Raw genomic sequence first — 13,293 nt, 5'->3', positions numbered from 1 at the left:
CCAGATACGCTACTTTCTTTCAAACCCTCAAACACCAGATTCGGTTATAACTCCACCCACAATAGGTGCAAGTGCTGCCCCGGCATTAATAAGAAAGTAACGGAGTTGCAGTGCAAGCTCACGCTGCGCCTGATCATCGATCAAATCGCCTATAAGTGCACTCGCGGGTGGTTCCCAAATTGCACGACCAATCGCACACAAGGTCATCGCAATAATAAAGCCCGGCAGTATTTGTGTCACCGCCAATAAGGCAAATGAAAAGACACTGACCACACACCCAAGAATCAACATATTACGGCGGCCATAGCGGTCCGATAGCGCCCCATAAAGAAGCCCAGCACGGCTGCACCCACCGCAGATACACTCAAGATTAAACCGATTTCTGCCGCATCCAGCTGAAAATTCCTAAATAGAAGAATGGCCAGAAAAGGCCAGACCATAAAATAAGTTCCACGGCTAAAGAAACTGCCAATTAAAATGACCCAAACTAAAGGAGGATAACTATTTAAGCGGCTCCACCATTTCCAACTCATTGTTATTTCTCCAATAGATTTTCCGACAACAAAAAGTCTACAGAGACACCGACTCCACAAGCATTAAGTACAGTTTGTCCAAGTAAAAGAATGACTCTAAGGCCATCCGATAAGCGCCCGCAGGATATTGATACACCTACAACTCCGAAAGGTTCTTATATCACCAGGTCAAGGTGCCATACTTTTCTGCGAGGGCAAGCATGGCACCTCAATCATGTCAAAGCGGGTTTATGGCGATTAGGGGCAAGCAAGCTGAATTTGAGAAAAACAGCTGATATTTACCGATCAAAAAACCTGAGACGACAAAATCCCGGGTATTCTGCTTGACAGGGAATGCCCCTGCCACATAACTAAACCTTGGCATTAACCCAAACCAATAATCCCAGGTTAATAACAAATATTCTGAAAGCGATCCCCAATACTATCTGAGAATATTTGATTTGAAAACCCTGCCTGACGGATAAAATAATTAGACTTCACAGCCCAACTCTAACCACCTTCGGCAAGAGCAGAATCCCCCCCCGTGTCTATACTCCTTCAGGAAAAACACCTGAGTCGATCAGCAGGAAAAATACTGCCACTCTTCTTAAATAGAGAGATAAGTCGCGACATGTCCCTATCCAACATGCTCGTTCAAGTGCGCACTCAAGTAGAGCAAGCACTGAGTAAGGAACGCCCGCCCTATACCTTGTTTTCCTCAATCAGTGATGCCAAACAGCGCGCCATAGTGAGACATATAACAGCATCAGATTTTTCAGTAGCATGGCGAGCTTTGGCCAAGTCCACACAAAGGGCAGCAAAATCGAACAAGATGAATCCCTGTTGGTTACGAGTAGACTGGGTGACTCAAAAAAGTGCAATGACCCTTGCCGGGCTAGAGGAAATATTAAAGGACACTAAAAGGTCGTATTTCCGCTATGGTCTCGCACTGGACAACGATTGTGAAATAGCATTCCTGGAACAAGAACTCAACGCTAACGCCATGCTTTATGGCGGCAATCAGGTTGAACATGTCATCATCAACGAAAACAATTTTATTGCCTATGCCAAGCAGCGCTTTGGTCCCAATACTGAGCTGGACTTCTCAGAAGACAAGCCCGTGCTACTCCTTTCGACCGAGGGACTTTTCTGCGAATCCAAGGCCAACCCTGTTAACTTATACGGCCCAGGTCTGAATGCAGGCCGGCGTATTACCGGAAAGCTAAATACCAGTAACGTCACCGAGCTGATTAAAACCAGCAGCCACTACTTAAGCACCCAAGTCAAAAAGGATGGTTCCTTCTTCTATGGGTGGCATGCCTGCTTTGATCGGCAGATCGATACTTACAATAATCTACGCCATGCGAGCAGTACCTATGCAATGATTGAAGCCTGGGAGGTCACTGGTGACAAAGCCCTGATGAGTGCCATATTGCGATCATTAGAGCACCTGACAACTGATCTTATTCAGTCCGCTCCTCTCCCTTCAGGTACTATGGCCGCATTCCTAGTAGAGGCAAATAATGAAATCAAATTGGGGGGAAATGCGGTATCCCTTCTGGCCTTGGTCAAATACTCCGAAGTGGCAAAAACCGACCGGTATGCTGCATTAATGGAAAAACTGGCTCTCGGCATTGAGTATATGCAGGACTCAGCCACCGGGCAATTCTCCCATGTTCTTGAATATCCTGAACTCCAGGTAAAAGATAAACATCGAGTCATCTATTATGATGGTGAAGCGGCCTTTGGCCTAATGCGCCTTTATGGCCTCACAAAAGACTCCCGCTGGTTATCTCTGGTTGAAAAAGCATTTGCCTATTTTATCAGCGCCAATCATTGGCGTGCGCACGATCATTGGCTTAGCTACTGTGTCAATGAACTGACACTTTATCGCTCAGAAGAAAAGTACTATCAATTTGGCATTCGCAATTTTGCTAGTTACTTGGAATTTGTGGAGAATAGAATTACTACATTCCCGACTCTACTTGAATTAATGATGGCTGCTGAAAAGATGGTTACTCGCTTGCGCAGAGAACCTGAATTTCAATATTTACTCGACCAAGTAGATCTGAAACATTTTTATCGAGCACTACATAAACGCGCAATGTATCTTTTAAACGGGTATTTCTGGCCTGAATTCGCCATGTACTTCAAAAACCCTAAGCGTATTTTGGGAAGTTTTTTTATTCGGCATCACGCCTTCAGAGTGCGTATTGATGATGTCGAACACTATCTGTCGGGGTTTGTGGCCTATCGGAAGTACCTTCTTGCTCCCAAAGAAATACCTCAAGACATTAAAGAGGCATATCCTGCAATGGAAATCGAGCCCACTATCAATTGCCAAAAGCCAATGCCGATATTGGCCTGGGGAGGCGATGTCAACTTATCTCGAAGACAACATTATCGCACGGCTCAATTTGGTACCGAAAAGGTACTCGGTACTATCACCGCATTAAAAAGCGCAGATATAAGCGTGGTTAATCTGGAGTGCGTAATCAGCACTGAGGGCGAGCAGGGTGTCAGTAAGGGTGAGTCATCCCCCTACTATTATCGGGCCCGCCCTGAAATGCTCTCTGTATTGATGGATGCTGGAATCGATGTCGTCGTTACAGCAAACAATCACAGTGGTGACTATGGACCCTCAGCACTGATGGAGCAACAATACTGGCTCAATGCAACAGGTATCGGCCACAGTGGTTCCGGAATCAACATCGAACAAGCTCTCGCCCCCGTTTTTCGTCCAGCAGGTCAACTGAATGTTGCCATATTCTCTATTGATGCAACCCAACCTCGCTTTGCCGCAGGTCCCAACACACCGGGCTGCGCCCACCTACCGCTCACCATACCCAACCTCTGGCGTGACAGTTTAAAGCCTCGAATCACAGCAGCCAGAGAAAAGGCACATATCGTCCTTATTGCAGTTCACTGGGGAGAAAACAGGGAAACTGAGCCCAGTGAAGATGAAATCGCTATAGGCCATGCCATTATTGATGCCGGGGCAGATGGTATATTGGGCACTAGTGCTCATAAGCTACAGGGTGTCGAGATTTATCGCGATAGACCAATCATTCATGATGCCGGGGACTTATTATTTGATGCCGTTCGCCGAAACCTAGCCGAAAGCGGAATCTTTCGCCTTCATTTAAGTGAGAAGGGGATAGAGCAAATTACCTTTGTACCGGTAGGCGTTGGTTTTGGATTTAGTAAGCAATTGAGTGGAGATAAGGCAAAAGAGCTAACGCTCCGCTTCACTAAGTCCTGCTCATCTCTGGGTACACAGCTGACACCAAATTTTGATGGCAGTGGTTCTATTCTGCTTTCACCTCCTGATAGACAAAGTCGTAAACTTCCTCACTTACTCAAAACTCATTACAAGCGTGACCCTATCAAAGTACAGCGTCCATTAAATCCCAACTGGACAGTAGAGCAGGTACCGTTGGATGCTCGCATTCCCCCAATTGAATGTGGGCCACTTAAATTACTAGGTGTTAGATTTTATCCCCGCGAAATAAAAACCAGGCAGATGTTATGGGTGGAATCCTTCTGGACTATCGATAAGAAAGTACAAGAAGATTTCCGCTTAGATTTCCGGGCGATTCCAATCCGGGAAACATCCATGCCCTACTGGGGGAAATCGATGGATCACGACCCCTGTGATTGGCAGGTACCCACGACAAAATGGCAACCTGGAGTAATCTACAGGGACTTTTATGGATTACGAGCACCAGCAAAAAGTGAGATTCAACCCGTACATTTACACTTAGCAATAGGTCTAATTTCAAATACCACCCAAATTAAACCTGTACTCGTAGGTGGAATGATTACGCAACTAAACTTATCCGAGAAAAAAACTTCATCACGCTCAAGGATTCCGGTCTACATCAGCGATTTTCCACCGATAGTGTATCAACATCACCCGGGGCAGACCTGGAACGCAGAACAAATCAAGGCGATTGCGGGCGGCAAGTGGCTGGTACCACCACCCGAGGGATGGTTTGTCCGTAGTGTGATCTCTGGAAGCAGCTTTATTGAAGAGTCACTTGACCCTATATTGTTTATTGCACACACCAATCTTGACCGGGCTTATCATGAACAAAGCTCAAAGAAACCAACTAGGTTTTGGGACTTCCATCAAAAGCTCCCCTATTTTGCCAATCAGATTGCCGGGGTGATTGTGGCCCGACCCGTCACAGGGCTTCCAAAAGATCTTCCCGTCTTACAGGTAGCCGATCCTATCAAGGTTATCGTTGAATTGGGCTTAGCTGCGAGGGAACGATTTAGTGGCGAGGTTATTGCAGTTACTGGTACCGCAGGTAAATCAACAACACTGAAGATGATAACCCAAATGTTGGGTCCAAGGGAGAAAGTACTATCCAGCTTGGGTAATTATAACTCCCGAGTAGGGGCTCCATCGATGATGGCTAGCCTAAACCAAGATCATGAAGTTGCAGTTATAGAAGTTGCCCAAAGCGCTCTATGGATGAAGCGTGGCCCAATTACACATCAGGTAAAACCCACAATCGCCCTGATCACCGAAATTGGCATGTCCCAAACCAACCACCACGTAAAATGTGTCGAAGATACAGCCAGATGGAAATCGCGGATTTACGATGGCCTCACTGGCGCCGCTATTGCGATTGCAGGTGAACATCTCAAGTGTTTTGAATATGTATTAAAGAAGGCAAAAAAGCACGCGAAACGAGTAATTATTTTTGGGGAAAGCTCTAATGCCGAAGTACGTATTCTCGGAGTGCGTACCGATACATCAGGTAGCTGGGTACAATTGAAATTCCCCAAGCGGGAATTGGAACTACGCGTTCCGGCCCCAAGTATCGGCATGCTCCACAATGCACTTGCTTCTATCTGCACAGTCTATGCCTTGGGTAGAGATCTTGATGAGGCAGCCTTGAAGTTACAGGAACTTCAACTAGACGATAGTCATTTACAACGTACCAGCATAAAAATAAATGGGAAATCCATTAGTCTGATCGACGATAGTTGGAATGCCACAGTCAGTTCAATGCTCAATGCATTTTCCGTCTTTGAACAAACTGAAACTCAGGGAAAGGGACGAAAAATCGCCATCTTAGGACGGATAGTTCACCTCGGCGACAAAGCTAAAGAACTACACGAGAGCCTTGCCGAACCCCTTGCTCAATGCCAAGTAAACTGGGTAATAACCCACGGGGAGGAGATGAAATATCTCCGTGAAGTTTTGCCCGATGAAGTGCTGGGGCCGCATTTTTCCGAAGCACCTACCCTGGTAAGATATTTGGCAGAATTTTGTCAGGACTCAGATATTATTCTTCTGAAAGGCTCAAGGCGGGATTCAGATTTTGGTTCTATTCATACTTTACTCGATAAACTTCAGAAAACTGGACAGACTATTGAAGCCGAATAAAACAACTGGCCTCACAAGGATGGCATTTCAAATTCAGTCGCTACTGTAAACTCCACTCAATAGTGACTTTTGCTTTATCCACGTGCCCTCGAAAATTTTTAGGCCACAAGTTGGACCACACCCAGGTAAAGTCACGCGTAAGCGTAATTTTACTGACCTTCCCTCTACCAAATCCATAGCCAAATCGAGATTCCTGGGCTAGATTCGGATCTACAGGCAACCACCGTCCATTCATATAGACTTCTGCGGCATGATGATTGGGCTGCTTAAACTGTTTTCTTTTAGTGAAAAGAAACTCAGAAGTTACTCTTGCCGGATACCCCATTGAACGGGCTAAAGCAACAAATAAAGCCGCATATTCTGTACAATCACCCTCCCTTGATTCAAGACCCGCAAGCGCACCTTTAGTAGGTTGGATTTTGTAATCGATAATTGCCTGCGGCAAGAGAAATGCCGCCCTCAGGCGCGCATCCTCATCGGCAAATGTATTCTGAATTTCCAGGGATAATTCCCGAATCGCTATCGCATTTGACTCAATATATTTGGCTGACTGCAGATACATACTGGCAGGGTAAGGTTCGCGTCCACGGGGAATCGTAGTGTAATCGTAAGAAGTCAACAGAAGATCAAAATGAACTTTTCGCTTAATGGTATCTCCGGCAGGAATATCTAGTTTTAACTCCAAATACTTTGAGTCACCCTTTTTATGCTTTTTATAAACTATTTTTTCTGGATATTCATATCTTACCTCCTTCAACGACTGCTGCAGCCCAGCTTCAACCGGCATTGACAACCTATGAATATATCCTACAACATCACGATCAGATTGATTTTTTACTGTAATTACTGCAGACAAGGTAACCTTCTTACTATCGGCTACCGTATCCCGCCAAAAACCGAACATCCCAAATAGAATAGAAACCACAGAAAAAACAATTCTGCTAATAGACATAAACTTCCACCATTACCGCTCCCGCAAAGCTTCACTTGCCCTATTAATTGGTTTCAGCAAGTAATCAAAGATCGTTTTTGTTCCTGTTTTAATGTCAACCGTAGCAATCATTCCAGGTACAATAGGGAATTGTTTTCCCACCTTATTTACCAGGGCGACTTTTTTTGTCAGGATGAATACCCGATAATAATATTCACCCGGCGTAAACTCATCCTGTATTGTATCGGGAGATATTGTCGTAACTTCACCATCCAATCCGCCATAAACGGCATATTCATAAGCCGTTATTTTTACTTTTGCAGCCTGTCCCGGCCGAATAAAGGCTACATCTCTGGGAGAAATTTTTGCCTCAATCAAAAGCTGGTCATCCAGGGGAACAATCTCCATTAACTTACCATTCGGAGGAATAACCCCTCCTATAGTGGTAACTTCGATAGCATTAACAATCCCTCTCACTGGGGACCTATGGGTCAGTCGAGTCAAGGAATCCGATCGTCCTTCCATCACTGAAGATAGTGACTCAACTTCAGCACTTACGTTGGCCAGCTCTTCCCGGGCTTTAACCATATAATCTGACTTGATTTGCAGAATTTTTGTTTCTAATTCCGATTTCTGTCTTTGTAGCCGAAGTACGTCGACACTACTTGCCGCTCCTGAATCCAATAGGGACTTGGTTATGGCTAATTCTTTTTTTACCAATTTTAAAGTTTCTTTTGATCCATGGAGAGATTCAGCCAAACCTCGCTGCCGTATATCGAAAAGTTTCTTTTCTGTAGCGATGAGTTCCGTATGCTGAACAAGCTCTTCAGGAAATTTTACTGGTTCAACATTCACCTCAGCACTTAAACGTGCAACGCTGGCAAGTGCAGCCCTATACCTTGCTGAAATTTCCTCAACATTGGACCGCAGTTTTGTTGGGTCCAGTTGTGCAAGCACTTCTCCTTTATCGACAATATCCCCCTCAGATACTTTTAGGTCAGCAAGTATGCCTCCCTCCAAAGACTGTATTATCTGAGAGCGTGAAGTAGGTACCACCTTTCCACTGCCGGAAGATACCTCATCGACTTTAGCAAGGTATGACCAGGTTACTAGCGCAGCAATAAGAAGGAAAAATATCCAAACAATCCCTCCAGAACGGACCAAAGATGCATCATCGACATCATTACCGTATTGCTTCTCATCGTTTTGAGAATCTAAGTCCAATAGAGCAACACGCTTTGGTTCTCGTCGAGGGTGCGATAATAAGTCGGGACCATCTGGAAATGACATGAGTACCTCGCCAACCTTTGCCTATGAAACCATTTCACCCTGCCGGGTGTCTTTACCTTTTTGTCGTGACAATATGGAAATCGCCTTGTCCTTGGGTTCATCAAGAGCAACCCTGCCACAATCCAGAACTAATACACGATCTACAAAATGCAGAATACTCGTCCTATGGGTTGCAACTATCACTGTGCGATCAGCACTCCATTCAGAAAGGGCCCGAATAAACTGTTTCTCAGTGGCTTCATCCAATGCGGATGTGGGTTCGTCTAACAAAAGCACATTTGGTTGACGTAAAAGCAGTCGAGCCAAAAGTAATGACTGTTTTTGCCCTCCGGAAAGTCCATGCCCCCCTTCCTGAATTAAGCACCCTAAACCTTTAGGTAATTTGCTGACAAAATCCTTGGCCCCACTCATTTCAAGCGCCCATAGAATTTCTTCATCACTGGCATCTGGTGCACCTAGGATCAGGTTTTCATAGATAGTCCCATGAAAAAGACCTGTTTTCTGACTAAGTAAGGAAACATCGCGCCTGACATCCGCAGGATCTATATGAGCAAGGCTGACATCATCAAGTCGCAACTGCCCCCTAGCAGGCTCGATATAGCCGGACAAAGCATGCAGAAAAGTAGACTTACCTGATCCATTTCTGCCTAAAACAGCAATACGCTCACCTTGCTTTATCTTAAGATCAGCAATACTCAAAGCTGGTTCCGCAGAATTATCCCCATAGTTATACACAGTTTGCTTGAAATGATAATTTCCCTGAATAACCGCTTTCTGTACTTTTTTTTCATCCTCTGGATTGTCGACCGGCAATTGCATGATTTGATCAATACCTTTCATTGCAAACCGAGCTTGCTGCCACCGGCTAAGTATCTGGGTGATATTTGCCATTGGTGCCATCATTCTGGAGCCGAGAATAGAAGCTGCCACCAATGCACCTGTTGTCATACCACCTCCCATCACCATCGGTGCTCCAAATAAAACAACAACGGCGAAAACTGATGACTGAACATTGTGTGTCCAACTTAATAACACCCCAACTAGATAACGCAATTTAAGGCTGGATTCAGCAGTAACCGCATTGAAGTGATTCCATTGGCCTTGGAATCTTTGCTCCGCTTGCATCGATTTTATATCTTCCAATCCCTGAATGGTCTCGATCAGCATCGCATTACGTAATGCTCCCTCTTTGATTGATTCTTTAGAAAGGGTCGCCAATCTCGGCTGCAGGAGTAAACCAGGAATTATTAATAGGAAGACCGCGACCAAAGGAATCAATGCAAGACTTCCAGCAATCCACCACATAACAAACAGGAAAAGTAGAAAAAATGGTAGGTCTGCAAGTGCCAGGACCGTTGAAGAAGTAAACAACTCCCTTATTCGTTCAAGATCTCTAATTTGTGAAATGAAGGTTCCTGTTGACTTTGGTCTCGCTTGATCTTTAACCCGAACAGCATGACCAAAAACTAAATCTGACATGCGAATATCAGCACGCTTTCCTAATAAGTCTGTAACTCTGACCCGCATTGTCCTCATAATAAAGTCAAAAATAATAGCAACAACGACGCCACTAAAAAGCACATAGAGCGTTGGTAATGATTCTGCGGGGATCACTCGATCGTAGACTTGTTTTGAAAAAATAATACCGGCCAACGCCAGAGAATTTGCAATCGTCGTAGCAATCATTACGTGAAAATAGGGTTTCAAATCTCGTAGAATAATACGACGAAACCAGTGTTTATCACCGGTTTTTATGTACTCGTCAATACGGGCATCAGTCGCTGTACGCCTCGGTCGAAATATCGCTAAACTCAGGGTTTGGTTTTTCAACTCAACCAAAGACACATTAGTTTTTAAACCCTGATCCCCACAATAGGTAACACTCAGCTGGCTTTCTTTGGATACCGAATCTATAACCACTAATTGACCATTCATCATCTGCGCAACAATAGGCAAACGCCAGGAATTAATCGCAGATTCGTCGAATGGACAAAACTTTACGGTTAGACCAGCCTGTCGTGACATCTGTCGAACAACCCCCTCAACAGAAGAACAGCCACCCCAACTTCCTGCTATTCGCACTCTCTCAGATGAACAGTCAACACGATAATGTCGAGCAATGGCTACAATAGCTTCACACCATGGCTCAAAATCGGTTTTAATATTGGATCTATTTAAAACCGGATCAATACTATCGCCTGTACTTTCAAATTGATTATTGCTCAAGGCAACACCTCCACGCCCTGAATTTCAGTTCCATCCAATTTAAAAGCTTCACGCAGACCACCACGGCTGTGCAAGCAGTCAATCTTCAAAAGGTGCAAATCAAAAATCGTATTATTTTTTTCCAAACGCGCAAAGTGTAACTCTTGCTCTGAATTCAATAAATCAATTAAAGTTCTTGTCCCCAAAGTGGAATATTGCTGCTTATAGAGATCTCTGGTCTCCGCAATGGCGCTTTCCCTGGCACTTAGCGCTCCCAAACTTCGCATTAGTCCCTCTGCCTCTTCCTGTGCCTCACGATATTTCTGTGTTACTGATAATAAAGCGTTGTCTCTGGCAGCATCAGCAGACATTAATGCATAGTTTGCACCCTCCCGACCTGCAGATATTTTTCCACCCTGATAGATTGGCATGGAAACATTAAAGAAAATGGCTTTTTCATTTTTACTCAATGCATTGGCATCCACATAATTTTGATCCAGGTACTGATTTATATTGCCATCCAGAGTAAATGTCGGCCATGTATTTGCTTTTGAGGACTTTAACTTCGCTTCTGCCTCGGCCCTGTCAGCCTCAGCCACAAGCACATCTGGGACTGAGGACAGATCAAAAGATTCAACATCGCACGCCTGAGCGACATCTTCGGGGACATACATAGCGACACGAAATGGAGATTGAAAACCCGTCAGTTTTTGCAAGGTACTACGCCATCGACGCAAAAGGGCTTCGACTTGCTGTTTAGATGCCTGTGCAGCATCAACTCTGGATTGGGCCTGCAAAACTTCTGAACGAGCGCTAACCCCTCGATCTTTCCGAATTTGTACGAGTTGTGCGATAGCTGATACACCTTGAACCTGTGCATCAGAAGTAATAAGAAGCGACTGATATCGCTGAACTTCAATTGCCGCCTTTGCGGCTCTCCTTGCCACCTCATCAATGGATTGAAGAACTTCAGCTTGTGACCGCTGTACTCCAGCTTTGGCAGAATCGACATTACTGGAGACTTTGCCAAAATCGTACACCATTTGCGAAATATTCACCTGAAATGCATGGCCATCCCCTTCACGCTTATATTCAGAGTCATGCCCCGCCACAACTCCGGCACTCAACTGGGGGAAATAGCCTGACTTTGCAGCTCGAACGCCTTGCCTCTGCTGGTATAAATTACCTATTACTTCTGCAATTAAGGGATGCCATCCAACGGCTTGATGCACCAGTTCAAGCATATTGAGTTCATTTCGCTTTATTCCCTCCTCATACTCTCGGAAGGATAATTGTTTTAGTAAGTCTTTAGCCTCAACATCCACATTTCTAGGGCTAATTACTTCAGCAGATGGGGGCGCTCCAAACAGATCGGCTTCAGCAAAGAACGTCCAAAATACCAGTACAAATAGAAATGGCATTTTCCATAGTCGTTTAAACACTTCCACTATTCTCACTTATCAATGATTACTGGGAGGCAAAACACTCTCTCGTCCTTAGAAACTGACGGTTTCATAGAGTGACTACAAAAGTCTAGCCAAAAAAAACCGGGCCTTACGGCCCGGTAATTAAGTTAATTTAAGGCTATCTGATCTAGGTGTCACTCAGGCCATTTTGTTCCCACATATTTCCAACAGGATCATCAAACGCTGCTGCGTTATCAGTTGCTGTTAGGGCTTCCGTGCCTCCTATCATATCGCTGGAAATCAGGTTGGGACTTACACCCTCCTCATCTCCATTCGACTCGAATACCTGAGCTTCTTCGCTCGTTGACTCAAGCAAATCATCGATTGACAGGTTGGAACCGGTATCCAGCATATCTTCGGCTGGTTCCGCAGCAACATCGATATCGAGGACACCATCAGATCCAACGGTAGAACCTGAACCGATATTGATGATGGTGATATCAATATCTATGTCGATATCAATGTTTATATCGATGTCGATATTTATATCGATATCTACGTCGGCATCAGCATCAGCGTCGGCATCCGCATCAGCATCAGCATCAGCATCCGCATCCGCATCGGCATCAGCGTCGGCATCAGCGTCGGCATCGGCATCGGCATCGGCATCGGCATCGGCGTCGGCGTCGGCATCGGCATCGGCATCGGCATCGGCATCTGCATCCGCGTCGGCATCCGCGTCGGCATCCGCGTCGGCATCCGCATCCGCATCCGCATCCGCATCCGCATCCGCATCCGCATCAGCATCAGCATCAGCATCGGCATCAGCGTCCGCATCCGCATCCGCATCCGCATCGGCATCAGCGTCCGCATCCGCATCCGCATCCGCATCCGCATCGGCATCAGCATCCGCGTCGGCATCAGCGTCGGCATCAGCGTCGGCATCAGCGTCGGCATCAGCGTCGGCATCGGCATCGGCGTCGGCGTCGGCATCGGCATCGGCATCGGCATCTGCATCCGCGTCGGCATCAGCGTCCGCATCCGCATCAGCGTCGGCATCGGCATCGGCATCAGCGTCGGCATCCGCGTCGGCATCAGCGTCCGCATCGGCATCCGCATCGGCATCGGCATCAGCATCAGCATCAGCATCAGCATCAGCATCAGCATCAGCATCAGCGTCCGCATCCGCATCGGCATCCGCGTCAGCATCAGCATCTGCATCGGCATCGGCATCGGCATCCGCGTCGGCATCAGCATCCGCGTCGGCATCCGCGTCCGCGTCGGCATCAGCGTCGGCATCGGCATCGGCATCGGCGTCGGCGTCGGCATCGGCGTCGGCATCGGCATCGGCATCGGCATCGGCATCGGCATCCGCGTCGGCATCGGCATCGGCATCCGCGTCGGCATCAGCGTCCGCATCCGCATCAGCGTCGGCATCGGCATCAGCGTCGGCATCCGCGTCGGCATCAGCGTCGGCATCAGCATCCGCATCGGCATCGGCATCGGCATCGGCATCGGCATCGGCATCGGCATCGGCATCGGCATCGG

The 13,293-nt window shown here is 46.4% G+C and carries 8 protein-coding genes; 1 reads left to right on the top strand and 7 read right to left on the bottom strand.

All coding sequences use genetic code 11. From position 1 onward, the window contains the following. Window positions 1–27: 27 nt before the first annotated feature. Complete coding sequence (locus tag MO867_RS17595) at window positions 28–291, bottom strand: MFS transporter (RefSeq protein WP_252471585.1); 264 nt, start codon at window positions 289–291, stop codon at window positions 28–30. Further along, window positions 285–533 carry a hypothetical protein gene (locus MO867_RS17590; RefSeq protein ID WP_252471583.1) on the bottom strand — a complete coding sequence of 83 codons (249 nt, stop codon included), beginning with the start codon at window positions 531–533 and terminating at the stop codon, window positions 285–287. The genes MO867_RS17595 and MO867_RS17590 overlap by 7 nt, the downstream gene beginning before the upstream one ends. 610 nt (window positions 534–1,143) lie before the next feature. Between MO867_RS17590 and MO867_RS17585 the strand changes: the two genes are divergently transcribed. Then, window positions 1,144–5,913, top strand: coding sequence for a CapA family protein (locus MO867_RS17585; RefSeq protein WP_252471581.1), 4,770 nt, complete (start codon window positions 1,144–1,146; stop codon window positions 5,911–5,913). A 40-nt stretch (window positions 5,914–5,953) separates the two neighbouring features. Here MO867_RS17585 and MO867_RS17580 read toward each other — a convergent pair whose 3' ends face one another. From MO867_RS17580 to MO867_RS17560, 5 genes are all read right to left on the bottom strand, one after another. Beyond that, window positions 5,954–6,865 (bottom strand): transglutaminase-like domain-containing protein, encoded by a 912-nt coding sequence (locus MO867_RS17580; protein ID WP_252471578.1) that lies wholly within the window; start codon window positions 6,863–6,865, stop codon window positions 5,954–5,956. Window positions 6,866–6,877: 12 nt separating this feature from the next. Next, a complete protein-coding gene (locus MO867_RS17575) occupies window positions 6,878–8,134 on the bottom strand; it encodes an HlyD family type I secretion periplasmic adaptor subunit (RefSeq protein WP_252471576.1) in 1,257 nt (418 codons plus the stop codon). A gap of 21 nt (window positions 8,135–8,155) precedes the next feature. Then, on the bottom strand, window positions 8,156–10,360 hold the full coding sequence (locus MO867_RS17570; RefSeq protein WP_252471574.1) for a type I secretion system permease/ATPase: 2,205 nt from the start codon (window positions 10,358–10,360) through the stop codon (window positions 8,156–8,158). Further along, window positions 10,357–11,787 (bottom strand): TolC family outer membrane protein, encoded by a 1,431-nt coding sequence (locus MO867_RS17565; RefSeq protein WP_252471572.1) that lies wholly within the window; start codon window positions 11,785–11,787, stop codon window positions 10,357–10,359. The genes MO867_RS17570 and MO867_RS17565 overlap by 4 nt, the downstream gene beginning before the upstream one ends. Window positions 11,788–11,932: 145 nt before the next feature. Continuing rightward, the coding region (locus MO867_RS17560) for a hypothetical protein (protein WP_252471570.1) at window positions 11,933–13,293 on the bottom strand (1,361 nt) is incomplete at its 5' end.

The organism is Microbulbifer okhotskensis (genome assembly GCF_023895975.1).
GTDB lineage: Bacteria > Pseudomonadota > Gammaproteobacteria > Pseudomonadales > Cellvibrionaceae > Microbulbifer > Microbulbifer okhotskensis.
This window is presented reverse-complemented; position numbering and strand designations above follow the sequence as displayed.

What these genes read in the sequence shown, in the direction of transcription:
- MO867_RS17575 (WP_252471576.1), bottom strand. Translation starts at nt 8,134, where the DNA reads ATGTCATTTCCAGATGGTCCCGACTTATTATCGCACCCTCGACGAGAA.
- MO867_RS17585 (WP_252471581.1), top strand. Translation starts at nt 1,144, where the DNA reads ATGTCCCTATCCAACATGCTCGTTCAAGTGCGCACTCAAGTAGAGCAA.
- MO867_RS17580 (WP_252471578.1), bottom strand. Translation starts at nt 6,865, where the DNA reads ATGTCTATTAGCAGAATTGTTTTTTCTGTGGTTTCTATTCTATTTGGG.
- MO867_RS17590 (WP_252471583.1), bottom strand. Translation starts at nt 533, where the DNA reads ATGAGTTGGAAATGGTGGAGCCGCTTAAATAGTTATCCTCCTTTAGTT.
- MO867_RS17595 (WP_252471585.1), bottom strand. Translation starts at nt 291, where the DNA reads ATGTTGATTCTTGGGTGTGTGGTCAGTGTCTTTTCATTTGCCTTATTG.